Origin of the sequence: Porphyromonas uenonis 60-3 (assembly GCF_000174775.1) — a bacterium.
Taxonomy (GTDB): Bacteria; Bacteroidota; Bacteroidia; order Bacteroidales; family Porphyromonadaceae; genus Porphyromonas; species Porphyromonas uenonis_A.
Window position 1 is genome coordinate 22287 of sequence record NZ_ACLR01000118.1, and the last position, 25590, is coordinate 47876.

Annotated in this window: 26 protein-coding genes and 1 tRNA gene; 20 read left to right on the forward strand and 7 right to left on the reverse strand. The window is 52.1% G+C overall.

What is annotated here, in order from left to right; genetic code table 11:
- Positions 1-21 precede the first annotated feature (21 nt).
- From gldL to PORUE0001_RS03295, 4 genes are all read right to left on the reverse strand, one after another.
- Positions 22-1056 carry a gliding motility protein GldL gene (gene gldL / locus PORUE0001_RS03280; RefSeq protein WP_007365080.1) on the reverse strand — a complete coding sequence of 345 codons (1035 nt, stop codon included), beginning with the start codon at positions 1054-1056 and terminating at the stop codon, positions 22-24.
- 53 nt (positions 1057-1109) lie between these two features.
- Positions 1110-2474: an SUMF1/EgtB/PvdO family nonheme iron enzyme gene (locus PORUE0001_RS03285; RefSeq protein ID WP_232501412.1), complete on the reverse strand. Its 1365-nt coding sequence runs from the start codon at positions 2472-2474 to the stop codon at positions 1110-1112.
- A gap of 197 nt (positions 2475-2671) precedes the next feature.
- Positions 2672-3727 (reverse strand): PorP/SprF family type IX secretion system membrane protein, encoded by a 1056-nt coding sequence (locus tag PORUE0001_RS03290; RefSeq protein WP_007365074.1) that lies wholly within the window; start codon positions 3725-3727, stop codon positions 2672-2674.
- A gap of 76 nt (positions 3728-3803) precedes the next feature.
- Positions 3804-4025: a DUF2795 domain-containing protein gene (locus PORUE0001_RS03295; protein ID WP_004331394.1), complete on the reverse strand. Its 222-nt coding sequence runs from the start codon at positions 4023-4025 to the stop codon at positions 3804-3806.
- Positions 4026-5017: 992 nt separating this feature from the next.
- Here PORUE0001_RS03295 and PORUE0001_RS03300 point away from each other — a divergent pair.
- The 20 genes from PORUE0001_RS03300 (at position 5018) to PORUE0001_RS03380 (ending at position 20973) form a co-directional block, all read left to right on the forward strand.
- On the forward strand, positions 5018-5515 hold the full coding sequence (locus PORUE0001_RS03300; RefSeq protein WP_039865478.1) for a Fur family transcriptional regulator: 498 nt from the start codon (positions 5018-5020) through the stop codon (positions 5513-5515).
- Between the two features lie 21 nt (positions 5516-5536).
- A complete protein-coding gene (locus tag PORUE0001_RS03305) occupies positions 5537-6826 on the forward strand; it encodes an adenylosuccinate synthase (protein ID WP_007365124.1) in 1290 nt (429 codons plus the stop codon).
- Entirely contained in the window at positions 6816-8135 is a 1320-nt protein-coding gene (locus PORUE0001_RS03310; protein WP_007365093.1) for a bifunctional folylpolyglutamate synthase/dihydrofolate synthase, read from the forward strand. The genes PORUE0001_RS03305 and PORUE0001_RS03310 overlap by 11 nt, the downstream gene beginning before the upstream one ends.
- Before the next feature lie 58 nt (positions 8136-8193).
- A complete protein-coding gene (locus tag PORUE0001_RS03315; protein ID WP_007365071.1) occupies positions 8194-9603 on the forward strand; it encodes an MFS transporter in 1410 nt (469 codons plus the stop codon).
- A 182-nt stretch (positions 9604-9785) separates the two neighbouring features.
- On the forward strand, positions 9786-10406 hold the full coding sequence (locus tag PORUE0001_RS03320) for an energy transducer TonB (RefSeq protein WP_262498085.1): 621 nt from the start codon (positions 9786-9788) through the stop codon (positions 10404-10406).
- Between the two features lie 4 nt (positions 10407-10410).
- Positions 10411-10494 (forward strand): energy transducer TonB, encoded by an 84-nt coding sequence (locus PORUE0001_RS11035; RefSeq protein ID WP_262498086.1) that lies wholly within the window; start codon positions 10411-10413, stop codon positions 10492-10494.
- 264 nt (positions 10495-10758) lie between these two features.
- The gene (locus tag PORUE0001_RS11040) at positions 10759-11022 is read left to right on the forward strand and encodes a polyprenyl synthetase family protein (protein ID WP_007365094.1); all 264 of its coding nucleotides are present in this window, start codon (positions 10759-10761) and stop codon (positions 11020-11022) included.
- A 4-nt stretch (positions 11023-11026) separates the two neighbouring features.
- Positions 11027-11227, forward strand: coding sequence for a polyprenyl synthetase family protein (locus PORUE0001_RS11045; protein ID WP_007365105.1), 201 nt, complete (start codon positions 11027-11029; stop codon positions 11225-11227).
- A 47-nt stretch (positions 11228-11274) separates the two neighbouring features.
- Positions 11275-11619 carry a polyprenyl synthetase family protein gene (locus PORUE0001_RS11050; RefSeq protein WP_262498087.1) on the forward strand — a complete coding sequence of 115 codons (345 nt, stop codon included), beginning with the start codon at positions 11275-11277 and terminating at the stop codon, positions 11617-11619.
- 74 nt (positions 11620-11693) lie between these two features.
- Complete coding sequence (locus PORUE0001_RS03330; protein ID WP_007365035.1) at positions 11694-12485, forward strand: TatD family hydrolase; 792 nt, start codon at positions 11694-11696, stop codon at positions 12483-12485.
- A gap of 192 nt (positions 12486-12677) precedes the next feature.
- Positions 12678-12765, forward strand: a tRNA-Ser gene (locus PORUE0001_RS03335).
- A 78-nt stretch (positions 12766-12843) separates the two neighbouring features.
- Positions 12844-13647, forward strand: a complete 804-nt coding sequence (locus tag PORUE0001_RS03340; RefSeq protein WP_007365068.1) for a MotA/TolQ/ExbB proton channel family protein — start codon at positions 12844-12846, stop codon at positions 13645-13647.
- 9 nt (positions 13648-13656) lie between these two features.
- Complete coding sequence (locus PORUE0001_RS03345; RefSeq protein ID WP_007365084.1) at positions 13657-14127, forward strand: hypothetical protein; 471 nt, start codon at positions 13657-13659, stop codon at positions 14125-14127.
- Positions 14128-14151: 24 nt separating this feature from the next.
- Positions 14152-14757, forward strand: coding sequence for an ExbD/TolR family protein (locus tag PORUE0001_RS03350; RefSeq protein ID WP_039865484.1), 606 nt, complete (start codon positions 14152-14154; stop codon positions 14755-14757).
- 23 nt (positions 14758-14780) lie between these two features.
- Complete coding sequence (locus PORUE0001_RS03355) at positions 14781-15257, forward strand: ExbD/TolR family protein (protein ID WP_007365070.1); 477 nt, start codon at positions 14781-14783, stop codon at positions 15255-15257.
- Positions 15258-15841: 584 nt separating this feature from the next.
- A complete protein-coding gene (gene gltX / locus PORUE0001_RS03360) occupies positions 15842-17425 on the forward strand; it encodes a glutamate--tRNA ligase (RefSeq protein WP_007365050.1) in 1584 nt (527 codons plus the stop codon).
- 3 nt (positions 17426-17428) lie between these two features.
- Positions 17429-17890: a S4 domain-containing protein gene (locus tag PORUE0001_RS03365; RefSeq protein WP_007365065.1), complete on the forward strand. Its 462-nt coding sequence runs from the start codon at positions 17429-17431 to the stop codon at positions 17888-17890.
- 60 nt (positions 17891-17950) lie between these two features.
- A complete protein-coding gene (locus PORUE0001_RS03370) occupies positions 17951-18526 on the forward strand; it encodes a histidine phosphatase family protein (protein ID WP_007365120.1) in 576 nt (191 codons plus the stop codon).
- Between the two features lie 51 nt (positions 18527-18577).
- Positions 18578-20167 (forward strand): sensor histidine kinase, encoded by a 1590-nt coding sequence (locus PORUE0001_RS03375; RefSeq protein WP_007365121.1) that lies wholly within the window; start codon positions 18578-18580, stop codon positions 20165-20167.
- A gap of 74 nt (positions 20168-20241) precedes the next feature.
- Positions 20242-20973 carry a response regulator transcription factor gene (locus tag PORUE0001_RS03380; protein WP_007365034.1) on the forward strand — a complete coding sequence of 244 codons (732 nt, stop codon included), beginning with the start codon at positions 20242-20244 and terminating at the stop codon, positions 20971-20973.
- 106 nt (positions 20974-21079) lie between these two features.
- Here PORUE0001_RS03380 and nhaA read toward each other — a convergent pair whose 3' ends face one another.
- From nhaA to rimO, 3 genes are all read right to left on the reverse strand, one after another.
- Complete coding sequence (gene nhaA / locus PORUE0001_RS03385) at positions 21080-22444, reverse strand: Na+/H+ antiporter NhaA (RefSeq protein ID WP_007365108.1); 1365 nt, start codon at positions 22442-22444, stop codon at positions 21080-21082.
- A 484-nt stretch (positions 22445-22928) separates the two neighbouring features.
- Positions 22929-24251 carry a LysM peptidoglycan-binding domain-containing protein gene (locus PORUE0001_RS03390; protein ID WP_007365059.1) on the reverse strand — a complete coding sequence of 441 codons (1323 nt, stop codon included), beginning with the start codon at positions 24249-24251 and terminating at the stop codon, positions 22929-22931.
- A complete protein-coding gene (gene rimO, locus PORUE0001_RS03395; RefSeq protein ID WP_007365123.1) occupies positions 24248-25579 on the reverse strand; it encodes a 30S ribosomal protein S12 methylthiotransferase RimO in 1332 nt (443 codons plus the stop codon). Before rimO ends, PORUE0001_RS03390 begins: the two co-directional genes overlap by 4 nt.
- Positions 25580-25590: the final 11 nt, after the last annotated feature.

Below are 25590 nucleotides of genomic sequence, written 5' to 3' on the forward strand. Positions count from 1 at the left end.
AGTAGGTGAGGGGAGAGCGATCTACTCTTGTGGCTCTTGTGGTGCGCCCGCATTGCGTGGTGCTTGATAGGGCTGAGAGGCATAGTAGTCGGGACGTGCCGAGGGGTACTCCTGCCGTGGAGCGTAGTAACTAGGCTCGTAGCCTCCCTGATAAGGACGACCCGCCATGCCAGGGGCTCCCATATTGACCGTCAGCGCCTCCAGAATGCGAGCGTAGACACGGTTTAGCTCAGAGAGCTGCATGGTCAAGCGCTCATTTTGCGTGCGGAAGGTGGTACTGTCGATAGCGGAGTCTTGGTACATATTCTTAATATGCTCCAGCCCTTGGTTGATCTGGTCAATGGTAGCGACCTGGCCTGTGATACTAGCCAGCTGCGACTCGTAGATCTGGTTGAGACGAGCCAAATGCTGCGAGGTCGTGTCCATCTGCATCTGATACTCGACGGCGCTCTCACCGAGGGTGCGCCCGTCTTGCTGCATAGCGACCCACTGATCAGTCATTTGTTGAGAAAGCTCGCCCAGTCGGCTGAGCTGCGAGGCGGCATTGGCTAGCTGATCGATGGCTGCGGAGAGACGCTCCACTTGAACTTCCGAAGCTGGTGCACCGTAACCACCCTCAGGGGCAACGTAACCCGCCTGAGCTTGAGGCTGAGGAGCGTAACTGCTAGGTTGCTCGTAGTGTTGCTCCTCTGGATAGGCGTAAGAGGGCGCTGGCGCTGCAGCTGCCTCCTGAGCTTTGCGGAGGAGGTACTGACGGCGAGCCTCCATCTCCTGCTTGTCCATCGGGTTCTTAGAGTCTAGCTCAGGAAAGACCTGCTCCCACTGGTAATGCTCCTCAGGCTGCTCGAAGCCTGAGATGAAGAAGACGAGAAACTCGGTAATCATACCGATGAAAAGCATCTCATTGCCGAAGGGGAGGTGGAGCAACTTAAAGAGAGCTCCGAGGATTACCACTGCGGCACCCCAGCTGTATGCGAAGTTGAGCACTCTGCGCCCTTTCTTGCTGGAGAGATACATCTCCAGCCCATTCTTGTAGCGTCTATATTTCTTTGCCATGAGTCTATCTATCTGAAGGGTAAAGCCGTCGTTAGGGCTATCTGTTGCGTTGCTTATTTGGAGTTGTTGATGATGCTACGCACACAGCGGAAGCCGATGTAAGAGTGCGCCTCATCTTGTGGCGCGTAGATGCGTCTTGTGGACTTGATGAAGCGGAGGACGTCCTTCCACGAGCCACCCTTGGCGACCTTGCGCCGTAGCATCGTGTTGTCCTCGCGAGCTGCGTTGTAGCGCATCTGCGGATTGACATCGTCCATCATCTCGTAGCTAGAGACGAAGTAGCTCGAGCTAGTCCACTCCGCTACGTTGCCCGCCATATCGTAGAGCCCGTAGTCATTGGGCGAGAAAGTACTCACCTGCGAAGTGATCACCTGTCCGTCGGCTGCGTAATCTCCCTCGAAAGGCTTGAAGTTTGCCAAGAAGCAGACATCCTCCGAATCTAGGTCTTCGCTATTCCACGGGTACTTCGTATTCGTCCGTCCAGCACGCGCTGCGTACTCCCACTCCGCCTCTGTGGGCAGTCTAAACTCAGGGATGACGGCTCCATTGGGGAGGTTCAATCCCTTGCGATAGTTGTCCGTGCGCCAGTGACAGAAAGCGGTCGCTTGCTCCCACGAGACACCCACCACGGGGTGATTGTCGTAGCGAGGGTGGTTGAAGTAAGTGCGAGTGTAGATCTCATTCTTAGAGTTGGGGTAGTCGTTGACCCAGACCGTTTCGTCGGGATAGATCGCCACGATGTAGGTATTGAGGAAGTCGTACTCACTAGCGAGCTGACGTGTGATCGTCTCACGGATCACCTCGCCACGGTCATTGACGTAAGCTGTGTCCTTAGAAATCATCACTGGTTCCTGAACACCCTTGCTGGCGCGCACATCCTTTTGTAAGTTGTTGCGGTAGAGCGCCGCTGCGTGGTAGTCGTAGACCTCATACTTGTAGAGCATCTGCTTAGGATCGAGCTTACGCTCGCCCGTCACGGGGTTCGTGTAGTAGACGCTCTCCATCGCCTCCAGCTCCTGCTCTAGTGCACGCTTAGGATTGGGCAGTGGCTGAGACCAGTCTAGATAAGGCTTGACAGGATCCCCATACTTGTCCGTGGTAATCTTGTAAAGCGGGTTACCTCCGTATAGCGGGTCTGCAAGGCGCTCGCGAATGATCGAGTCGCGCACATAGAAGACGAACTGTCTCCACTGCGCATTTGTCACCTCCGTCTGATCCATCCAGAAGGCATCTACCGAGATAGCTTTGTACTCAGCGGGGAGTCCCCACACCGTGTCCGCATCGCGCTCGCCCAGTACGATATGTCCTTGCGGTACTTGCACCATGCCATAGGGGGCTGGCTCGCTCCACGAGGAGAGCCCCACGCCCACCAGCTCGGCACTCACGCCAGAGCCACGCTTGGGAGCGCAGCCCACCATGCTCAGCACGGAGATGAAGAGTAAGAGTAGTGCCAAAGCACCTAGTAGGGGCAAGGCTCCAGCTCTGATTCTGGTCCTAAGCCTTTGTGCGGAACGTGCGTCATGCGCGCTCTCGGATGGACTGCAGTATGTCGGCAAAGCTTCTTTCATAGCTTCTAAGTTGTTTCAGAGTTCTATTTAATAGTGAGACGCATAGGCTAGAGAAGTCGGATACTCTTGTAGCTGTTGGTCCCTTTCTTGTGGCTAGACATCGGGAGTGCATAGGTTATCACCAGTTCGTGACTGCCCCAGTTGCCCCTCGCCAACTGACTCGTAGGCATCTCAAAGAGGTAACCCACGTGACACTTGCCAAAGAGCGCTCCCAGCCGTAGCCCCGCAGCTTGCAAAGGTCGGTACATCAGACCAGCCTCCCATCGCTGAGCCAAGCGTACGTCTAGGTTGACATCCACCCGCCACGACGTTAAGTTTGTCGAGGCAAATAGCGAGGGGTGCCACGATAATAACGCACCCCGTGGTGTAATATTGTACCCACAGACCGCATTGATATGTATCGGCACTTTCTGATAGTAGAGCCTATCGAGCGTGATGCGCGGCACCGTGAGGTGACGCCCCGAGAAGCCGATGAAGTACCGAGGCGTGTGCCATAGGACTCCTGCTGAGAGGTCAAAGGTGCGCCCCGATACGGGTGTTTGTGGTAGCGAAGGGTCATTTGGCGTCATCGCTCCGCCGTCTGGTATGTGCGCCTTGGTGCCGTCATATAGGAGGTTGATCATGCCTAGACCCGTGCCGATGGAGAGGATTTTGTCGCCCTTCCAGCGAAGCTGAAAAGCATACTCCGCCTGCGCCTCTGTGCGGGTGAAGAGTCCAGCACGCTGCGCTGCGACCACCACGCCCACACCGTGGTAACTCTTGCCCCACTGCTGCTCCGTATGAGCCGAGACAAAAAGGTTAGCCGGTGCCCCCTCTATGCCGATCCACTGCTGATGATAAGCAGCTGTCAGGAGCAGATCTTTCTGCAAGCCGATCGCTGCTGGATTGTAGTAGTTTTGTAGTCGTCGGTAGTCCGAGAAGAGCGGATCCACCTGCGCCAGCGAACGCATCGGCAACCAGCAAGCCACAATAAGCAGACATAGCAATAGCCTCCCGAGAGACTTACGCACCCACCTCTCCGTAGCGCATACGCCCCCCTCCGACTGGTGCTCTCTTGGCGCAAGCCGTATAGCGCAGATCCGAAGTGGGCGCGTCTCTTTCATCCTAGGTGGTGTGTAGTCATAAGCTAATAGCTATGCAGAGAGTCTCTGATTATGAGTCAGGGGCTATAGTGGCGAACTAGTACTCCTCCTCGTTGAAGAAGAAGTCCTCCTTGCTAGGGTAGTCTGGCCATATATCCTCAATGGTCTCGTACTCCTCGCCCTCGTCCTCAATCTCCTCAAGGTTTTCGATCACTTCGATGGGCGCACCCGAGCGCTGAGCATAGTCGATAAGCTCATCCTTGGTAGCGGGCCAAGGAGCATCCTCCAGCTTTGAGGCCAATTCTAACGTCCAGTACATAGTAAGTCTATATAAGTGGTTATATAATAAGGTGTATCCTATCGGACAAAACGGCCGTGTCGCTCGATTATTGCACACTTCCGCCGACTTGCCCCAATAGGTAGTCTCCTACGAGCGTGCAAATATAGACAACCTAGACCACATTTACAACTCTTCAGATTCCTAAATCCGAAAATATTACGACCAGCCCGCAGGAAAGTATGAGACGGGTAGCCCCGTGTACGGGCACACGGCTAGTGTCTAGCGGGAGGGCACCCGTTGTATCAAAGGTTACAGCGGCGTGGTTTTAATGGGGACGTACGCACGACCGTATCTTCCGTCAAAGGTTGCCCGTACGAGCTCTCCGATTGCTCTGACACCTTCGATGCACTCCGAAACCCTTCGATACCCTAGACCCCACACCTCCGAGGAAATCAAAAATGCCTCGGTAGAAAACGGAAATCCTCCACGGAGCAATCAAAAAATTCATCGGAACTTTGATTTGCTTCTTCCGAAGTTTCATTTCATTCTTCCGAACTTTTATTTCGCCCCTCCGTGGAGAATATTCGTTTGCTCCCTGGAGATTCTCGATTTCCTCGGTAGACGAGACGAGTAGAGGAAGAAGTTAGAGATTAGAAGTTAGAGAGTAGAAGCTAGAGATTTGAGTAGTTTCTCGAATAGAATTGAGTAGTTTCGCAGAGAGAATTGAGTAAATCTGGAGCCGGAATTGAGTAAAATGCATTAGCGGGTGGAATGTACGGCGGAATTGGTGCTGACCGAAAGGTGGCGTAAGTAAAGTAATTTGTATAACTTTGCGACATCGGTCAGATCCCGTTGCACTCGTTGCTCTCAGCTGGAGGACGAAGTGGGGTGGGGGAATGCCGAGAAACGTGGCGCACGAAGTGGTGTCACGCCTCATAGTGAGACTACTACAGATGTGGTAGTCGTTGCTAATGTGTAACGCAGTAAAATTGTAGTATGTCACACCTCCTACGATAGGGGGTTGGCGCAGTATGATGTCGGATTTGGTGTCGCCCTTTAAGGCTTTTCTCAAGCAGCACGGCTATCAGCTGACTTCTGAGCGAGTGGAGATTGCTCAGGTAGTCGGTACGCAGCGTCGTATCTTTACGACAGAGGAGCTGATGGCTCAGCTTAAGGAGGCGGGTTGTCACCAGAGCCGTGGCACGGTCTATAGTACGGTGCGCCTGCTGGCCGAGTCGGGGCTGATCTTGCAGCTCCCGCAGTCGAGTGAGGCGCGTTACCTGACGAGCGAGCAGGCCAGTCTCTACGCCGTCTGTCGCTGCCGTTGCTGTGGCGCAGAGGTTCTCTATAGACAGCCTCGACGACTCAAGGCTCTCCATCACGCTACGACCTATCGGTATCGACTGACACAGCCACTTCTGATATTTTATGGGGTGTGCCACCGCTGCGAGAGTGATACTGAAAAGACGAATAATAAGAGGTTAGTAAACCAAGCGGGTAGGCTACAGCAAGCCCCCACGAGGCGCTGACCGATAGAGATATATTAAGACATGAACAAGAAAAAGGTAGACGTCCTACTCGGACTACAATGGGGCGATGAGGGCAAAGGCAAGATCGTTGACGTGCTGACCCCAGGCTATCAGATGGTAGCACGCTTTCAAGGTGGCCCTAATGCAGGGCATACACTGGAGTTTGATGGACAGCGCTACGTATTGCGTTCGATCCCCTCAGGTATCTTCCAGGGCAACAAGCTCAATCTGATCGGCAACGGTGTCGTCCTGGACCCTGTCCTACTACGTGAGGAGGCTGAGCAGTTGGCTCAGAGCGGTCATGACATCAAGAAGCGCCTCATCATATCCCGCAAGGCGCACCTTATCCTTCCGACGCACCGCCTGCTGGATGCTGCGCAGGAGCTCTCCAAGGGCGCTGCTAAGATCGGCACTACAGGCAAGGGTATAGGTCCCTGCTATACCGACAAGGTGGCTCGTACGGGACTACGCATCGGTGATATAGAGCGAGACTTTGAGGCTCGCTACAAGGCTGTGCGAGATCGCCATGTGGACCTCCTGCAGAAGATGGGTGCTGACCTATCCAAGCTCCCTGAGATGGAGGAGGCTTTCCACAAAGCCATTGAGTACCTCAAGGACTACCAATTTGTAGATAGCGAGATCCTGATCAATGAGGCACTAGAAGAGGGCTTGAATGTCCTAGCAGAGGGTGCGCAGGGTTCGCTACTGGATGTGGACTTTGGTACCTATCCTTTTGTAACCAGTAGTAACACGGTAAGCGCTGGCTGCTGTATTGGTCTCGGCATCTCGCCCAAGGCGATAGGACGGGTATATGGTATCTTTAAGGCGTACTGTACGCGTGTCGGGTCGGGTCCCTTCCCCACAGAGCTACAAGATGAGGTCGGGCATCTGATGGCAGATCGTGGACATGAGTTTGGCGCAGTCACGGGACGTCCTCGTCGCTGTGGCTGGATAGACCTTGTAGCCCTGCGCTACACAATCATGCTCAGTGGCGTGACTCATCTGATCATGATGAAGAGCGATGTGCTAGATACGCTCTCTACGATCAAGGCTTGTGTCGCCTACCGCATAGGTGATAAGGAGTACAAGCATATGCCGTACTCTCTGGATGCAGATATAGAGCCAATCTATCAGGAGCTACCTGGCTGGCAGACCCCTCTAGATGGTTGTCGCTCGGAGCAGGATCTCCCAGATGCCTTCCGTCACTATGTAGCCTTCCTAGAGGCTCAGCTACGAGTACCCATCTCGATCATATCTGTAGGGCCAGACCGCTCGCAGACTATCATGCGCAAGCTCAACAATGAACTATAAAGAGACGGTAGACTATCTCTACCAAGCGACCCCTTGCTATCAAAATCAAGGGGGCGATGCCTATAAGCCTGGTCTGGAGCGTATGCAGCAGATGTGCGATGCTATAGGTAATCCTCAGCGATACATACGCACTATCCATGTGGGTGGTACTAATGGTAAGGGATCAACCACTTCGCTCATAGCCTCCGTGCTGACAGCTGCTGGCTATAAGGTGGGACTCTTTACCTCGCCACACTTAGTTGACTTCAGAGAGCGTATACGGATCAACGGTGAGATGATCTCCGAGGAGGAGGTGGTCTCTTTTGTGGAGCGGACACGTCCGCTGATTGAATCTGTCGGTCCCTCGTTCTTTGAGTATACGACCCTGATGGCATTTGAGCATTTCCACACCCATGAGGTGGACTACGCTGTCATCGAGGTGGGGCTAGGAGGACGACTAGACAGTACCAATGTGATACTGCCTAAGCTCTCGATCATAACCAATATAAGTCTGGACCACACGCAGTATCTCGGCAACACGCTCGAGGCGATTGCCTACGAGAAGGCGGGCATCATCAAGGAGGGTGTTCATGCGGTCATTGGCAATGCTGGTGGCTCTGTGCGTGAACTCTTTGAGCAGGTGGCTGAGGAACGACATGCTCCGATCACCTTTTGCGAGGATGAGCACACGATCAAGCGATACGATGAGTTACACCCAGGCATGCGACTAGACACCGTCGACTATGGTCTCCTAGAGACACCGCTCTCGGGTGATGCGCAATTGGAAAATGCCCACACAGTCCTGACTGCGCTACGCATCTTGGACGACAAAGTCCTCGACAAGCCTTTGACTCATGATGAGGTGGCGCGAGGCTTCGCTGAGCTATACAAGCTCTCGGGGTTGCGTGGCCGCTGGGAGACGATATCAACCAATCCTCATATCGTCTGTGACACGGCTCACAATCCCGCTGGTATAGCAGTCGTGGCACATCAGCTTGAGGAGGCAACGTATGATCACCTATATATAATAGTAGGTATGAGTGCCGACAAGGATATAGATACCAACTTGGCACTCCTGCCCTCGTCAGCTCGCTACTACTTCTGCACGACAGCGTCACAGCGTACGCTACCTGCCGAAGAGCTACAGCAACGTGCGGAGGCTATCGGCCTGAGGGGTAGAGCTTATCCCTCGGTAGAGGAAGCCCTCCAAGAGGTCTTAGCACATGCCAATGCTGGAGACTTGATCTTCGTCGGCGGTAGCAACTTTATCGTTGCCGAGCTACTCAAGAGTTATCCCATGACACAAAAAGAGCGTCCAACCCATCAATGAGGGCTAGACGCTCTGTCTATAAATACGCATCAACAAATCAAACATACTACATAACGTAATGACTGAATCTACACAACTAAAGACCCTGCGAGACAGCGCAGGAATGAGATGGCTAGCGCTCGCGCTGGTCGCACTCACGATGTTCTTTGCCTACATGTTTGTAGACATCCTCTCACCTGTCAAGACGATGGTAGAGTCAGAGCTTAACTGGAGCTCTACTGTCTTCGGCACTTATGGAGGTAGTGAGTTCTTTATCAATGTATTCTTCTTTTTCCTCATCTTCGCTGGTATCATCCTAGACAAGATGGGGGTACGCTTTACCTTCCTCCTATCAGGCTCTCTGATGGTGATCGGAGCCTTGATCAAGCTGTACGCATTGAGCCCCGCCTTTAATGCTGGAGGCTTCGGATACAGCTTCTTCAATAGCTTCTGGACATCTGTGCCAGCTTCAGCTAAGCTCGCTTGTGTCGGCTTCGCTCTCTTCGGTTGCGGTACTGAGATGGGTGGTGTGACAGTCTCTCGATCCATCGTCAAGTGGTTTGAGGGCAAGGAGATGGCTCTAGCTATGGGTATTGAGATGGCTGTGGCTCGTCTTGGTGTCTTTGCTGTGTTTTGGCTCTCCCCAATGATCGCTGAGCAGTATGGTACTGTACGTGCTTCAGTATTCTTTGGCACTTGTCTCCTTGTAGTGGCCCTACTACTTTACGTAGTTTACTTCTTCATGGATAAGAAGCTCGACCAGCAGCTAGAAGCAGCCCATGCAGCTGTGGAGAAAGAGGAGGAAGAGCCCTTTAAGTTTAGAGACCTCGGTCATGTCTTTGGCAACTCAATGTTTTGGATCGTTGCCATCCTGTGCGTCCTTTACTACTCAGCTATCTTCCCCTTCCAGAAGTTTGCCACGGAGATGCTCGTGAGCAACGTGGGCTTCGAGCAAGATGTGGCTGCTAAGATCTTTAGCCTCTTCCCAGTGGGAGCTATGGTTATAACCCCAATCTTGGGCTTCTACCTAGATGCACGTGGCAAGGGTGCGACGATGCTGATGATCGGTGCTATCCTGATGATTGTCTGCCATGGTACGTTTGCTTTCTTCCCATTCAGTAGTGTCTCTCATGGTCTGGCTACTACTATTGCTATCATAGCCATCGTAGTACTGGGTATCTCCTTCTCACTGGTTCCTGCAGCTCTATGGCCATCCGTACCTAAGATTATCCCAGGTAAGGTGCTAGGCTCTGCTTACTCAGCTATTTTCTGGATCCAGAACATCGGACTAATGTCTGTCCCTATGCTCATAGGCGCCATCCTAGATGCAAACAATCAGAATGTAGCTCCTGGACAGCCTAAGGACTACTTCCAGGCAATGCTTGTATTTACCGCCTTTGGTGTCGTAGCTCTCATCACGGCTATACTTCTCAAGGCTGCTGACAAGAAGAAGGGCTACGGCCTTGAGTTGCCAAACATTAAGAAGTAACTTATCCATCGGAGGAGGGGTTCTTTTGGAGTGTGCTATCACCTCTTTTAGTGAAGACTTAACTAGGAGGTGTAGGCTACTCGCAAAAATCTTCGTACATTTGTGCCGAGAGAGCTAGCTACACGTGATAGCATGCTCCGAGAGAACTACCATTCCACCGAAGAAATAAGATAACTCGCTATATGGAAATCAAGAAATCACCCCACGCAGACCTAAGAAGGACGATACCTTTATCGTTGGCCATGGGTTTGGTCTTAGCTCTAGGTATCCTTTATACCGCTCTAGAGTGGACCTCCGCCAAAAAAGACAATGAAGACGAGAATACTTCGCTCAACATTGCCGACATGGAGGATGCCCTCATCATCAATGAGCAGCAACAAGAGCAACCCGAACCAGAGCCTGAGGCTCCACAAGAGGTCGTAGAGGTTGCACTACCAGAAGAGTTTAAGGTGGTTGATGACAATAAGGAGGTTGCTAAGATTTCAATCGTCTCTGCAGACCAAGATCGTGAGCTACCACCGCCACCTGTTATTGTCCAGCCTGCACAGACAGTTGTTGAGGAGCCTGAGGATCAGATCTTCGAGATTGTTGAGAACCCCGCCGTTCCTCCTACGGGAGATATACCTTCACTGCTTAAATGGATTGCTAGTCACATCGAGTACCCACAGAGTGCTCTAGATAACGGCGTCCAAGGTAAGGTCGTACTCCGCTTTGTCGTGGAGAAGGATGGATCTATCGGAGATATACTTGTAGCTCGCAAGGTAGACCCCGCACGTAGACAAAGAGGCTGTTCGCGTGCTTAAGTCTATGCCTAAGTGGACTCCAGGTAAGCAACGCGGTAAACCTGTACGCTCTTACTTCACACTACCTATCTCCTTTACCATCGGTTAAGGCGAAGAGAGGTGACTACGTACTAAAGAATAAGAACTGTGAGATGGTATAGATGCCTCTCTATACTGCTAGTCGTAGCGAGGCATTTATACCACTCTCATACTGATCAACGAGGAATGTCTAATTCGTCAAAAGCCACGGATCTGAGCGCATATCGTCAGATGGTGCCAGGAGACTCTGCAACGTCTGCAGCTAGATAAGCGCACGCCTCAAGCTCTCTATGCTCCGATACGGTATACGCTGGAGCAAGAAGGAGCTAAGCGAGTGCGCCCCGTCTTGGCACTCTTGATGCAGGCATTTCTTCGTCTAGACGCTCCTCTGGTAGTATCTCCTGCAGTAGCGCTAGAGGTCTTTCACAACTTCACGCTACTCCATGATGATGTGATGGACAACTCTCCCGTACGACGTGGCAAGCCGTCAGTCTACGCTAAGTACGGACTGACCCCAGCCATTCTCTCGGGAGATGCCATGCTGATCCTTGCTTATCAGATGCTTACGGAGGATGTCTCTCCAGAGATGCTCGTCTGACCTGATGCGAGACTTCAATAAGATGGCAACGCTCGTCATGGAGGGACAGCAACTAGACCTCGAATATGAGAGGCTAGACAATGTCTCCAAGGAGCAATACCTAGAGATGATCGGCTACAAGACAGCGGTACTGATAGCGACAGCAACGCGATTTGGGGCAAATCCTCTCAAAGGTGGATACAGAGCAGGTAGAGCACGCCTATAAATTTCGGCTGGAATCTAGGAATAGCTTTTCAGCTTCAGGATGACTATCTGGATCTATACGGGGATAGTGAAACCTTTGGCAAGCCTCTCGGAGGTGATATCCTAGAGGGCAAGAAGACTATCCTTCATACGCTCGCCTATGCTACTGCTTCACAAGCTCAGCAACAAGCACTCACAGAGGCGATGCGGAGACCCAACGAGCAGGCTGATGAGAAGATCTCAAAGGTCAAAGCTCTATATGACGAAATGGAAGTTGCGATTCAAGTGCAAGCACTCGTGCGAGACTACTTGGCGAAAGCGCAAAAGGCTCTAGAGTGTCTAGAGTCATTTACAGGTAGAGAAGCTACGTTGTTGCGAGCATTTGTGAGCAAACTGGCTGAGCGCAACACTTAAGCGTCACGCCCTTAGCGAAGGGGGTGGCAATCTAGAGGCAGATAGGGGAGACCCTATGGCTATACGGAGTAAAGATGCTGATAGATACCCACACACATATATACGGTACCGAGTATGAGGCAGACAGAGACGCTGTCATCTCAGCGGCTCACGAGGCGGGGGTTGGCTATTTAGTCATGCCCAATGTAGATCTCACGTCACTCTCGTTACTAGTCGATACACACCGCTCCTATCCAGATCGCACAGCGATGGCTCTAGGTCTGCATCCTACCTCGGTGGGGACAGACTACGCAGAGCAACTACGTCAGCTACGCCAATACATAGCAGAGTCTAGCGAGGAGATAGTGGCGATAGGCGAGATAGGCCTGGACTTCTACTGGGATCGCACTTATGTGGAGGAGCAACAACGAGCTCTTATTGAGCAAGTCGGATGGGCTATAGAGCTTGACCTGCCAGTGATACTGCATGTACGCTCTGCACTGGATGAGACGATAGATCTATTGCTCTCTCACTTCGCTTCGGATCAGCTCCGCGGAGTCTTTCATTGTTTCGAAGGCGAGGAGGCACAGTTGCAGCGTATTTTGGAGCATTTGCCACTGATGATGATAGGGGTCAATGGCAATGTGACTTATAAGCGCTCTCGCACTGCTCAGTTATTGTCTCAGATACCTCTAGATAAGATGTTGCTAGAGACAGACGCACCCTATTTGGCTCCCATTCCCCAGCGGGGGAAGCGCAATGAGCCAGCATATTTAGTTCATACAGCTAGTTATGTGGCTGATCAGATAGGTATCTCACTAGAGAGCTTGGCAGAGCATACAACAAGCAATGCTATACGGCTCTTTTCGTTGGACTTAATTGCCTAGAAAGGTCTAGACCTCATCGACTGATTAGCTTGTGAAGATGTAGAGATAGTGACCGTGGTACCCTCGAATGTGTGCTAAGTCACCAAAATTCTTTAGATTTGCACTGGTAAACGGACAGTAGGCTCCACGAGATAGGAGATATACTCGGAAGATATAGTTATAAGGACTACGTATGACAGACTGACATATTAAGGAGAGATGCTCGAGTGGCTGAAGAGGCACGCCTGGAAAGCGTGTAAACGTCGAAAACGTTTCGAGGGTTCGAATCCCTCTCTCTCCGCAACAATAATAATCAAACTAGAAATAATCAACTAACACAACTATCGCAATGAAAAAGTTATTTGCAACGTTATCATGCATGGCTCTACTCACACTGGGCCTCACACAGATGACCTACGCACAGGAGGCTGCTCCAGCAGCTGGAGACTCTGCAACCACAGAGGAGGTAACTCCATCTACCGTTGATGAGGCTGTCGAGGCTGACATGGCAGTTGTTATGGAGCAGGATGCTACAGCAGACCAGGATCAAGGCTTCCATCAGGCTCTCAAGAAGAAGTTCATCGAGGGTGGTGCAGACTTCATGGCACTCATCGCACTAGTGCTCATCCTCGGTCTTGTCCTCTGCCTAGAGCGTATCATCTACCTCAACCTAGCAGACAACAACTACGAGGCCTTCCTACGCAAGCTCGAGGAGGCACTCAATCGTGGTGATATGAATGGTGCTAAGGAGATCGCACGTAACACTCGTGGTCCCGTTGCTTCTATCGCTTATCAGGCACTCATGCGCTTTGATCAGGGCATCGATGTTGTTGAGCGCTCTATCGTCTCTTACGGAGGTGTACAGGGTGGACTTCTTGAGAAGAACCTCTCATGGATCACGCTCTTCATCGCTATCGCTCCTTCACTCGGATTCCTTGGTACCGTCGTTGGTATGGTCATGGCATTCGATAAGATCGAGAAGGTCGGTGATATCAGCCCAACGGTCGTCGCAGGTGGTATGAAGGTGGCTCTGATTACGACCATCGGTGGTCTGATCGTTGCTATGATCCTTCAGATCTTCTACAACTACATCCTATCTAAGGTTGAGTCTATCCTCAATCGTATGGAGGATGCCTCTATCACGCTAGTAGACTTTGCTATCAAGTACAACCTCCATAAGTAATACGCAACCATGGCAGTAACCAAAATTCGTAAGATCTCTAGCTGGACGCTACTAGTACTCATAGTAGTCTCCGTTGCGGTCTGCCTTGCGTTTTTCGTCGGGGGAGTCGAGCTAGATGCTTCGGGCAATAAGGTCTATGCCAATACAGACTTAGTCTTGTATTGGGGCTATGCTCTCGTTGCGCTGACGCTCATAGCGACGCTTGTGTTCGCTATCGCCTCCCTAATCCAAGGATTCCGCACTAATCCTAAGAAGGCTCTACAGGGTCTCTTAGTCTTTATCCTATTGATAGTCATACTGGGTGTTTCCTACGCTATAGGTGATAGTACTCCCATGTCTGTCAATGAGGACTCAGCACAGTATAATACTCCAGGGTGGCTCAAGACCATTGATATGTGTATCTACACAGCCTACACGCTCGTGGTTCTTATTATAGTAGGTGTCATCTGGGGTGGTATCCGTAAGAGTCTATCCAAGTAAGTAATCAAACATCAGTAAAGAGCAATGTCTAGAACTAAAAAGAAGGTACCCAGTATCAATGGGTCATCCATGGCCGACATCTCTTTTATTCTTCTGATCTTCTTCTTGATTACTACTTCAATGGACACCGATCAGGGACTAAAGAGGCGCCTACCGCCGTTGGTTCCCCCCGAGCAGCAGCAACAGGATATTGAGATACGTGACCGTAACGTATTGCGTATCCTTGTGAACCGCTCGGATCAGATAGCTATCATCAAGAAAGATGCGTCAGGACGTGACGATATGGCTATCGTACCTCTAGATAGGCTTAAAGATCGTACTGTCGAGTTCATCCTCAACCCCCAGGATCTGCCACATCTCCCAGAGAAGGAGACACGCTACATCGCTGGACTAGGGGATCGCGTTGTGACGACATCATCGTATGCTATCTCGCTCAAGAACGAGGTCGAGACCAGCTACCAGATGTATATCGATGTACAGAACGAGCTACTCCGAGCTTACAATGAGGTATGGGATATCGTCGCTCAGAAAGAGTTTGGTCAGCCATATGATGACCTGACACCTGATAAGCAGAAGATTGTTGTCGACTGCTATCCGATGCACATCTCTGAGATGCCACTCAACTCGTAAACTTCAACTTATAGCGCATAATTATGGGAAAGTTCAAACAAGCTGGAGGGCGTACGATGCCTGAGCTGAATACCTCCTCACTGCCAGACTTGATTTTTGCCTTTCTGTTCTTCATCATGATGGTGACGAGTATCCGAGAGGTGACTCCTAAGGTTGCCTTTCAGAATCTCCCCACAGCGACTGAGCTCACCAAGTTGGAGGAAAAGTCTCTTGTATCCTTTATCTATGTAGGTAAGCCTATCCCTGAGCTACAGGCTAAGTTTGGTACAGCACCAGCTATCCAGCTCAACGATCAGATTACCACAGATCCCTCTGCCGTCTATGGCTTTGTCAAGGACGAAGAGGCTCAGATACAGGATGAGCGTCGCAAGCTGATGACCGTCTCTATCAAGGGCGATGCATCTACCAAGATGAAAATCATAGCAGATATCAAGAATGAGCTACGTCGTGCTGACGCATTGAATATATCATACTCAGCAAGACCTAAGCGAGACAATTAGAAGAGACACATTGCGCTAAGCAATAGACTCTCTCACTCAATAGGAGGAGGGTGCCACTGAAATAAAGCTGGCATCCTCCTCTTCTTTTTCTACTTGCTGTGAGCATCCCGTTTCCAAAGCTGAAGCGTTTTTGGAACTTAACAAATAGGGGAGGAGGGGGTAGGGAGGCTCTGACTTTCTACCGAAGAAATGAGAAATCGCTACGGAGGCGGCGGCAAATTCTTCCGAACTTTGATTTGCTTCTTCCGAAGTTTCATTTCATTCTTCCGAACTTTTATATCCCGTTTCCGTGGGGAATATTTACTTTCTAGCCAGTTATTTCGTCTTTCCTCACTAGAGATCTGGGTGTAGAGGTATCGTTGACCAGCTCAAGTCACTAGCTCCTGATAGATCAAGGAGTGGAAATTCGCTTTAGAGAGCGGTGGATAGGAAGGATAAAGCGCTTTGTCCATCGCTTTTTGCTATCTTTGTGGCATGATTGTAAAGAGTCGGTATGAGGCACCTTGAGAGCCTGTGCACGACTATACGAAACGAAATGACATTGCTCTGAGTAAGCAACAGACAACAATAAAGGAAAAACAGGAATGGTTCGAGTTAGATTTGCACCTAGTCCCACGGGTCCACTACATATAGGTGGCGCACGGACAGCACTCTTTAATTATCTCTTCGCGCGTCATCATGGTGGCACGATGGTGCTACGTATAGAGGATACGGATAGCAAGCGCTTTGTGCCTGGAGCTGAAGACTATATTATCGAGGCGCTACAGTGGCTAGGGATAGAGATCGACGAGGGTATAGGCAGTGACAATCAGCCTTACGGTCCCTATCGCCAGAGTGAGAGACGGGAGATCTATCGTGAGTATGTGCAGCAGCTCATAGAGCGTGGCGCTGCTTACTATGCTTTTGACACTGTTGAGGAGCTGGAGCAGGCACGGCAGGAGATGCCCAACTTTAGCTATGATGCTGCGACTCGCTCTAAGATGCGCAATAGCCTTTCGCTCCTTAGCGAGGAGGTGACTCGTCTGCTAGAGTCTGGTGCGGAGTATGTGGTGCGCTTTAAGGTAGACCCAGACCGAGAGGTTGAGGTCGACGACTTGATCCGTGGCAAGGTGGTCATCAGCTCTACACAACTAGACGACAAGGTCCTCTACAAGAGTGCCGATGACCTGCCTACCTACCATCTAGCCAACATTGTAGATGACCACTTGATGCAGATTACGCATGTGATCCGTGGTGAGGAGTGGCTCCCTAGTGCTCCGTTGCATGTCTTGCTCTACGAGGCTTTCGGCTGGCAGGACTCGATGCCACAGTTTGCCCACCTGTCGCTCCTCTTGAAGCCTCAGGGGAGTGGTAAGCTGAGCAAGCGTGATGGCGATAAGCTAGGCTTCCCGGTCTTCCCATTGGAGTGGTGCAGTCCTGAGGATGGCTCTATCTCGATGGGTTACCGCGAGCAGGGTTATCTACCAGAGGCTGTGAGCAACTTCCTCGCTCTACTGGGGTGGAATCCTGGTACCGATCAAGAGCTCTTTGCAGATCCGCAAAAGGCTATTTCGTCTGAGCTGATCTCCGCTTTTTCGCTAGATCGCTGCAGTAAGAGTGGCGCACGCTTTGACTTTGAAAAGGCCAAGTGGTTCAACCACCAGTACATACAGATCGTCCCCGTAGAGCGTCTCGTTGCATACCTTCGCCCTGCTCTGAGTGAGCGTGGCTTGAACCCTACCGATGAGCAGCTACGAGACGTACTCCTGACGGTGCGAGATAAGGCGCAGCTACTCCCAGACTTACTTCCTGAGGTGCTTTACTTCTTTGTGGCGCCTACTGAGTATGATGCTAAGGGGCTCAAGAAGCACTGGAAGGCGGAGACGCCTGGCTACTTACAGCAGATGATCACGCTCCTGGAGGGACTCCCTAGTGATGCTTCGCTAGAGACGATCGAGCAGGCTCTTTACGACAAGATCAATGGTGATGAGCTTCCCATGGGCAAGGTGATGAATGGTATACGTATGGCGCTCGTGGGCGAACCGCGTGGAGCGCGTATCCATGAGATCATCCACTTGCTGGGTATCCCCGAGAGTGTGCGACGTATGCAACGAGCTATAGCGGAGATTCAGCTATCGCTTACCCGTACGGCAGTAATCAATGAACTAAACTTTAGATATAACGACTGAATCATGAGTTTGCGTATCAACAAACTTCTGAGCGATGCTGGCATCGGATCGCGCCGTGAAGTGGAGAAGTACATCGTCGCTGGACGTGTCATGCTCAATGGCGAGCGAGCTGAGCTAACGGATATCGTGGTAGAAGACGATATCGTCACGCTAGACGGCGAGGAGCTCCCTGTCAATGACATCCTGCGTGAGGCTCTCTCGATGAAGCACTACCTAGAGGCTCAGCAGGAGGACCGAGAGTCTAGAGAGGCTGCTCGAGAGTACTCCTCACGAGGTGGAGGCCGTCCCAATCGCCCTGCTAAGTCTGGTCCTAAGAGAATGAGATCAGACCGATATAGCGATGAGCCTAGAGAGCCTAAGGGACATGCTAAGGGCAATAAACCTTACAAAGCTAAGGGGGGTGATGCCCATGGCCGTCGACGTGACAATCGAGGCAAAGACTTTAACGGTGACGATAGGTGGTGAGACCCATCAACTATCATGTCGCTGGATATGAATAGGTAGAAAAGAGAAGAGTACGAAAGGATGCAGATCACGTTGGTCAGACATACGGCAGTGGCGCCCGAGTGGCAGGTCGTTTGCTATGGCAATACAGATATACCGCTGGCAACTACATTTGAGGAGGAGGCTCCTCGTGTGGCTGCTCAGATAGATCTGTCTCTCTATGACCGCATCCTCTCCAGTCCTCTATCTCGTGCGCTACGGCTGGCGCGCTATTGCGTACCCGAGGGTACCCATATAGAGGTGGACGATCGCCTGAAGGAGATGAACTTTGGCGATTGGGAGGGGCAGCCTTGGACTAGTATCCTGGAGACCGAGCAGGAGGTGTCAGCCTTCTTTGAGTACTTCATTGATCGGCCAGCCCCTAGAGGTGAGTCGCTCCGTGACTTGGCTCAGCGTGTTGCTGATCTACTTGATGAGCTCTACAGATCAGGTGCTCAGCGGGTACTCCTCTTTTCGCATGGCGGTGTCGTCAACGCTGTGCGATCTATGGCGGGGCGCATCACGCTGCAAGAAGCTTTTGCCCAGATCCTACCCTATGGGAGTGTGACAACGATCGAGCTAGATGACCTTATTCATATAGACCAGATAAGGCTCTGATGAAGGTCTCTTGCTTGTGTGCGAAACTAACATCTAGAGGAGGTAACTGACATGGAGAAGCGAATCATCTCGACCATGATCGTCTTGCTTGTTGCTATTGCGACGGTAACTATACTGTTGCAGTTGCGCAACTTCAAGTATATTGCCGATCTCTACAACGAATACTTCGAGACTTTGGCTCAGCGAGCTCTGAGCGAGGTGTCTCGTTCGTTGGAGCAAGATGAGGTGGAGCGTCAGTTGCGCATGCTACTCACGCAAGACGATGTGCAGCGACTAGGACTGAGTGATGATACGCTTCAGTCTCCTGGTGTCGCCTCTAGCGCCTTCTCGTCAAGCTATATGTCCGATGGTAGCGAGGTGTGGAATGGTTACGGCAATGCTGAGCGTGCCACCTGTCCGCCATGGGCCGAGGCTCGTGTGAAGGGGCAGAGCGAGGAACATACGAAAGTGTTGCAGAGCAAGCTACTCAACACCTACTTCTACCATCGTAGCCTCCTTGATGAGACAGTCCTGCGTACCATCCTCCAGCGCAATAATGAGCCCCTCCGTCAGCGCGTCAGTGTGAGCTTTCTGCAGAGAGCACTAGCGCATGAACTGGCTCAGGTGGGTATCACAGAGGCCTTTGAGTTTACCCTCTATGACAGTGACGGTCAAGCGGTCTATACGACGGTCTCTGACAGATATGAGCATTCGCTCAGACCGCCTCTAGTAGTGCGTAAAGACTTATTCGCAAGCTCCAGTGCCTATATAGAGACGGAGTCTGGAGAGTTGGATTTGCCCTATATTGAGGTGACTTTTCCAGAGCACAGCCGGCATATAGGCACGCTCATCTATACGTTGCCCTCGGCGGGTACACTGCTCGTGATTATCGTCCTCAGTGTGCTAGCTGTTACGATCCTCTTACGACACAAGCACTACCTGCGGGAGCGCAAAGACTTCGTCAGCAATATGACGCATGAGCTCAAGACCCCCGTGAGCTCCATACGTCTAGCGTGTGAGATGCTCGAAGACCCCTCACTCGAGCAGTCGGAGGAGCGACGCAAGCGTATCACCCAGACGATGCTTAAGGAGGTAGATCGCCTCACACTACTAGTGGATCAGGTCTTGCAGTCATCTATGATGGAGCGAGGTGTGCTCAAGAGCTACCCTGTAGAGCTTGACGCTCACGAGGAGATCAGAGACCTGAGCAGTGCCTATGCCATGAAGATCAACAGTGCTCATGGCGAGCTGGTCCTGGCGCTGGAGGCGGAGCATCATATGCTCATGTGTGACAGGATAGCCTTTCAGAACGTTATATCTAATGTGATAGACAACAGTCTGAAGTATCGCAAGGAGGACACCCCGCCGATCATCACGCTCACCACGCATAGCGACAATGCCAATCTTATCATTGACATAGAGGACAACGGTATCGGTATCTCTCGTCAGGATAGAGGGCATATCTTCGATCAGTTTTATCGAGTCCATACGGGCGACCGTCATGATGTCAAGGGCTTTGGTCTCGGGCTCGCTTATGTGCAGCGAGCTATCCAGGCTATGGGAGGCGAGGTCAAAGTCTTTAGCAAGCTCGGTGTAGGCACCAAGATGTCGCTACGCATACCTTACCTCACGAAGAGTAAATCAAAGATAGTAAACAAGTAAAAGTAAACTATTCTTATTCACGAACATCTAACTAACTACAAACTAGAGAATTCACAACAAATAAATAAAACCCTATGAATAACAAAGAGATTAGAGTATTCCTCTGTGAAGACGATGAGAGCTTAGGCATTATGCTTCAGGAGTATCTTATAGCTAAGGAGTATGAGGTAGACCTCTTTACAGATGGAGAGATGGGACTAGAGGCCTTTCGCCAGAAGAAGTACGATCTATGTCTCATTGATATTATGATGCCAAAGATGGATGGCTTTGAGCTAGCCAAGGAGATTCGTACCCTTGAGCCCGAGATCCCCATCATCTTTGTCACTGCCAAGGATCAGAAGAAGGACATCCTCGCAGGCTTCAAGCTAGGAGCTGACGACTACATCACGAAGCCCTTTAGCATGCAAGAGCTAGAGGCTCGTATGGAGGCTATCATGCGCCGTATCATCGGTGATGGACATGAGCATCAGCAGTTCTATCAGCTAGGCAAGCTCCTTTATGATACCAAGAAGCAGTCCCTAACGACTGAAGACGGACAGGTCTTCACACTGACTACAAAGGAAAATGAGCTACTGACGCTCTTCTGCGTTTACGCCAATGAGACCCTCGAGAGAGAGTATGCGCTGAGGACGATCTGGTCTGACGCCAACTACTTCAACGCACGTAGCATGGATGTCTATGTGACCAAGCTCCGTAAGATCCTCAAGGTCGATCCCTCACTGGAGATCAAGAACGTACACGGCAAGGGCTATCGTCTCGTCACGCCTATCCAAGAGATAAGCGAGGACCAGATCAAGAGAGTTTAGTCCCCCAGCCAGGTCATCACAAGAGAAGTGGCGACGGAGGTACCCGCGAGTACCTTCGTCGCCACTTGCTTTTTTTTGGGGAGGGGCGAGCGCTTAGTCAGCCCGACTAGTTTGCTTGTTTAGCTTTCCGCCGTTGGTGTCTATTACCCACAGCCAGCACCGTGATATAGCCCACGATACCAGAGATAAGGCTACCCGTCAGGATGCCCAGCTTAGCCTCGCTGAGCCAGTCCAGATGAAGGTGCACATCGTACGACAGGCTGGCGATAAACATGGAGACCGTAAAGCCGATACCGCCCAATATAGATACCGCAAAGAGCATCGCTGGGTAGACCCCATCGCTCCACTTATGTTGCGTCAGTAGGATATAGACATAGGTGAAGAGGAAGATACCCATAGGCTTACCGATGAAGAGCCCCAGCATGACCGCAAAGGGGAGCGTCGAGATGTCACCCATACTGAAGGTTGAGAAGTCAATGCCCGCATTGACAAACGCAAAGACAGGCAGGATCAAGTAGTTCACCCAGCCCGTGAGCGCATGCTCTAGGCGCTGTACTGGAGGGATAGCCGATGCCGCCGCATGGCGCAGACTATTGATCATCGCAATGTCAGCACCCTCTAGATGAGTCGTCTGTCCCTTCTTAGCGCTCTCTTCTGTTGGTAGCATCTTAGAGATAGCACCCGCGAGGCTGCCCAGTTGGTGACGAGATACAGACGTGGTCATAGGCATCGCCAGAGCCACCATCACGCCAGCGATAGTCGTGTGTATACCGCTCTGTAAGAAGAAAAACCATACGACGAAGAGCCCGATCATATAGAGCCCAATGTGGCGTACCCCCGCACGACCTAGGAGTGCTAGGATAGCAACGACAGCGAGGCCCAGACCGAGCATCAGCAGGTTGATCCCTGTAGAGTAAAAGAGCGCTATCACGATGATACCGCCTATATCGTCAGCCACCGCCAGCGTAGTCATAAAGACACGTAGCGAGACTGGCACATGATCCTTGAGCAACATCAGTACAGCCAGTACGAAGGCTATATCCGTAGCCATTGGGATAGCTGCACCTCGGCTCGCATCGCCCGCAGGAGCAATCAGCCAGAAGAGGATGATCGGCATAATCATACCGCCTATAGCCCCCACGACAGGCATCATAGCCTTCTTGACCGAGGAGAGCTCACCCACGAGTAGCTGCTGCTTGATGTCTAGTCCGACGACAAAGAAGAAGAAAACCATCAGGACATCATTGGCAAAAACCAAGAAGCTCATCGGCTCGCCATGAGCCTGGAAGATGTCCAGCCCTAGGACGTTCAGATTGATCGGTATAGCGAGCAACGTGTGGTATAGCTCTCTGAGCGGGCTATTTGCCACGATAAGAGCCACGATGGTTGCGAGAAAAAGTACGACAGACGAGTCCACCTTACGAATGGTAAACCGCCTGACAGGTCTTAAGATACCACTAGATTGAGACATACACTATAGATTACTTAATAGATTACTTAGTTGTTACGACCTCAAAGTTACGCCTTTTTTGCGCACTCAGCAAGATTTAGGTGTGCACGAATTGCCACGTACCTCCCGCCCAATTTCTGTTCCCTCTAGGTGGCAAAAGATTTTCATGCCCATGAAAATCCATTTTCTCCCCCATGAAAATCCATTTTCTTCGGTATGAAACTCTAGTTTCTTCGGTATGAAACTCCAGTTTCTTCGGTATGAAACTGGTGGAAGTGGGGAGGGGACGGTCAAGGAGTGGGGGCGAAGGGCGGGGAGCATGCACATCAAAAGAAAGGGCGACCCGAGCATCCTCAGATCGCCTTCTTCGTTGTGTAGCGCCACCCTAGGGGGGGCTTCGTTTAGTGGGTAGTAAATGCTACTTTAATCGCCATTAACTAGGGGATTAGTAGCCGTATCTGCTCAGCTTCATCAGCTATGCTAGTCATGGTGCGGTGACTAGCGCCTAGCTCTTTGCAGTAGTACTGTAGTAGTCGTGGATGAGGCGCTTTGCCGTAGCGAGGTCGGCCTCTTGGTTGCCTGTGATGCCTACGCTCTGCGGCGAGGGTATCTTGATCTCGGTGCCGAGAGGAATATTGTCGGGGTCCTTGATCTGCTCCTTATTAGCTAGGTAGATGTAGATCCAGTACTCACTACGACCGAGGTAACGATGGGCGTAGCGCGCTAGATAGTCGCCATTGCCAAGGATCACGGTGGTGAGTATCTCCTGCTGGGCGGTCGTATCGGCTACTGGCGCGACACTATCGATGGGTGCGACGGTGTCTATCGTCGGAGTCGCCTCGACGGGTATCATCGTGCTGGGCGGGGGCGTGGTGCGGGAGCTCGGCATCTCTTGCTTGCCGAAGGCGAAGAACCATAGCAACAGCGCCATCACTAGGACAGCGACTAGCGGGATGACGATCCAAAGCCATAGCTTGCGGGGCTTGCGCTCTTGTGGCTCTTCTCTTCGATAAGGTGGTGGCGTGGCGATGACAGCTTCAGGTTCGTTGCTTTCGCTAGCTGGAGGAGGTGGCGGAGTAGTTGCTTTAGCCGTGGGGAGGGAGCTTTCGCTAGCTGAGAAGGGTGGCGGTGTCGGCGTAGCGGGAGTCACGGCTTGAGATTGAGGTGTCCAGGCGGGCGGAGTGCTTGCTGGTTGGGGCGTGGCTGTGCTCTCGGCGATACGACTGGAGATGATGGACGGGCAAGCCTGCTCGAGGCTCTCGGCTGGCTGCTCCTCGACATCGGGCCACTGGACACCCTCCTTGAGTAGCGTGGGGGCAAACATCTCAAAGGGCTTGTTGACCTGTCGGAGCAATTCATCAGAAGGGGTGAAGGCGTAGCTGGTCTCGCTGCTCTCATCTTCGCCAGTTATGGACTGTGGTGCGAAGGTGCCTAGGGGAGTCCACTCGAGGGTGTGTCCTAGTCGCTCGTGCATCTCAAAGAGCTTCGTGACACTGTCGTAGAAGCTTTGGAGGGTCTGCGGTATCTGGATCGCCCCTTTTGCTAGGAGTTCGCCAATCTCCTCGGCAGAGAGCGGTTGCTCTTGGTTGGTGATGCGTGGCATGACGCTTGGGGGCATCAAGTAGCGCTCGCCACTAGGCAGTAGGGCGATGCGGGCGCTGTGGCTCTCGGCGGACCATAAGCCGACGCTACGCATATAGCTACTGCTCCCCTGAGTGAGTCGCCCGATGAGTAGCGAGGTGAGGTCGCTCCATAGTTGCTGGCAGGTGGTCTGTGCGAGCTGGCTCTGCTCGGCGACCTCGAGGAGCCACTGTTCGGTCGTAATCATAGGATGAGATGCTCTGGGGATGTGGTTGCGATGAGGTCGTACTCCTCTACGCCTGTGATTTCAGCTCGGTAGAAGGAGCCTACATGGAGCGGACGGTCGCTGCTGAGTATCACTTCGCCGTCCACCTCGGGAGAGTCGTACTGGGTGCGACCAACGTAGTAGCCTTCTTCCTCTCGGTCAACGATTACCTCCAGCGAGGTGCCGACCCTACGGCTATTGACGCTGGCAGAGATGTTTGCTTGGAGAGACATTAGGGCGTCGTAGCGCTCCTGCTTGACCTCTGGCGGGACATCGTCTTGGTAGTGCTTGTAGGCATAGGTGCCCTCCTCGTGTGAGTATTGGAAAGCGCCAAGTCGCTCGAAGCGCATCTGGCTAACGAAGTCAAGGAGGTCGGCAAAGTCTTCGTCTGTCTCTCCTGGATGCCCGACCATCATCGTGGTACGCAGGGCGATGCCAGGCACTTGCTCGCGGATACGCTCTAGCAGAGCGACGGTCTCCTCACGGGTTATCTGCCGACGCATCAGCTGAAGCATATGATTGCTGCTGTGCTGGAGCGCAAGGTCGAGATACTTGCAGATGTTGTCATGCTGTGCCATCACATCTAGCAACGCAAGGGGAAAGTGGTTTGGATAGGCGTAGTGTAGTCTGAGCCAGTGAACGCCATTTACCTGAGCAAGGCGGTCCAGCAGGGGAGCGATGGCTTGCTCTTGGTAAAGGTCTACACCATAATAAGTGCTATCCTGAGCGATGATCTGAAACTCCCGACAGCCTGCGGAGACGCGCCCCTCGACCTCTCGGACTATCTCCTCCATGGGACGGGAGTGATGACGGCCTGTGATGAGCGGGATGGCGCAGTAAGAGCAGGTGCGGTCGCACCCCTCGGAGATCTTGATGTAGCTGTAGTGTCGAGGCGTGACGCTAGGCGGAGGCGTTCGGTAGGATAGTGGCGTAGCGCTGTCTGCACTGAGTGCCGGTCCTAGATCGCTGATGAGTTGCTTCCAGTCATACTTGCCATAGATCTTGTCCACCTCGGGGAGCTCCGCGGTTAGCTCCTCACGAAAGCGTTCGCCTAGGCAACCCATCACATAGACGGAGCGAATGCGCCCCTCTTTCTTCGCCTCAATGAGAGAGAGGATGAGGTTGATCGACTCCTCCTGAGCTGCCTGTATGAAGCCGCAAGTGTTGACGACGGCTATCTCGCCAGTCAGCTCCTCGGGGTCGTGACGTAGCGTGTAGCCGAACTGTGCGAGCCGACGCATGAGCGCATCGGAGTCAACGAGGTTCTTAGAGCACCCTAGACTGATGACATCGATTTGGTTGGCAATCATCACGGAGCTAC

Excerpts from the sequence above, each read along its gene's own strand:
- PORUE0001_RS03315 (WP_007365071.1), top strand. The coding sequence starts at position 8,194 with ATGACTGAATCTACACAACTAAAGACCCTGCGAGACAGCGCAGGAATG.
- PORUE0001_RS03370 (WP_007365120.1), top strand. The coding sequence starts at position 17,951 with ATGCAGATCACGTTGGTCAGACATACGGCAGTGGCGCCCGAGTGGCAG.
- PORUE0001_RS03365 (WP_007365065.1), top strand. The coding sequence starts at position 17,429 with ATGAGTTTGCGTATCAACAAACTTCTGAGCGATGCTGGCATCGGATCG.
- PORUE0001_RS03290 (WP_007365074.1), bottom strand. The coding sequence starts at position 3,727 with ATGAAAGAGACGCGCCCACTTCGGATCTGCGCTATACGGCTTGCGCCA.
- PORUE0001_RS03340 (WP_007365068.1), top strand. The coding sequence starts at position 12,844 with ATGGCTCTACTCACACTGGGCCTCACACAGATGACCTACGCACAGGAG.
- PORUE0001_RS11045 (WP_007365105.1), top strand. The coding sequence starts at position 11,027 with ATGCGAGACTTCAATAAGATGGCAACGCTCGTCATGGAGGGACAGCAA.
- PORUE0001_RS03285 (WP_232501412.1), bottom strand. The coding sequence starts at position 2,474 with ATGGTGGGCTGCGCTCCCAAGCGTGGCTCTGGCGTGAGTGCCGAGCTG.
- PORUE0001_RS03310 (WP_007365093.1), top strand. The coding sequence starts at position 6,816 with ATGAACTATAAAGAGACGGTAGACTATCTCTACCAAGCGACCCCTTGC.
- gldL (WP_007365080.1), bottom strand. The coding sequence starts at position 1,056 with ATGGCAAAGAAATATAGACGCTACAAGAATGGGCTGGAGATGTATCTC.
- PORUE0001_RS03330 (WP_007365035.1), top strand. The coding sequence starts at position 11,694 with ATGCTGATAGATACCCACACACATATATACGGTACCGAGTATGAGGCA.
- PORUE0001_RS03380 (WP_007365034.1), top strand. The coding sequence starts at position 20,242 with ATGAATAACAAAGAGATTAGAGTATTCCTCTGTGAAGACGATGAGAGC.
- PORUE0001_RS03300 (WP_039865478.1), top strand. The coding sequence starts at position 5,018 with ATGATGTCGGATTTGGTGTCGCCCTTTAAGGCTTTTCTCAAGCAGCAC.
- PORUE0001_RS03305 (WP_007365124.1), top strand. The coding sequence starts at position 5,537 with ATGAACAAGAAAAAGGTAGACGTCCTACTCGGACTACAATGGGGCGAT.
- PORUE0001_RS11035 (WP_262498086.1), top strand. The coding sequence starts at position 10,411 with ATGCCTAAGTGGACTCCAGGTAAGCAACGCGGTAAACCTGTACGCTCT.
- gltX (WP_007365050.1), top strand. The coding sequence starts at position 15,842 with ATGGTTCGAGTTAGATTTGCACCTAGTCCCACGGGTCCACTACATATA.
- PORUE0001_RS03350 (WP_039865484.1), top strand. The coding sequence starts at position 14,152 with ATGTCTAGAACTAAAAAGAAGGTACCCAGTATCAATGGGTCATCCATG.
- PORUE0001_RS03390 (WP_007365059.1), bottom strand. The coding sequence starts at position 24,251 with ATGATTACGACCGAACAGTGGCTCCTCGAGGTCGCCGAGCAGAGCCAG.
- PORUE0001_RS03320 (WP_262498085.1), top strand. The coding sequence starts at position 9,786 with ATGGAAATCAAGAAATCACCCCACGCAGACCTAAGAAGGACGATACCT.
- PORUE0001_RS03375 (WP_007365121.1), top strand. The coding sequence starts at position 18,578 with ATGGAGAAGCGAATCATCTCGACCATGATCGTCTTGCTTGTTGCTATT.
- rimO (WP_007365123.1), bottom strand. The coding sequence starts at position 25,579 with ATGATTGCCAACCAAATCGATGTCATCAGTCTAGGGTGCTCTAAGAAC.
- PORUE0001_RS03345 (WP_007365084.1), top strand. The coding sequence starts at position 13,657 with ATGGCAGTAACCAAAATTCGTAAGATCTCTAGCTGGACGCTACTAGTA.
- PORUE0001_RS03295 (WP_004331394.1), bottom strand. The coding sequence starts at position 4,025 with ATGTACTGGACGTTAGAATTGGCCTCAAAGCTGGAGGATGCTCCTTGG.
- PORUE0001_RS03355 (WP_007365070.1), top strand. The coding sequence starts at position 14,781 with ATGGGAAAGTTCAAACAAGCTGGAGGGCGTACGATGCCTGAGCTGAAT.
- nhaA (WP_007365108.1), bottom strand. The coding sequence starts at position 22,444 with ATGTCTCAATCTAGTGGTATCTTAAGACCTGTCAGGCGGTTTACCATT.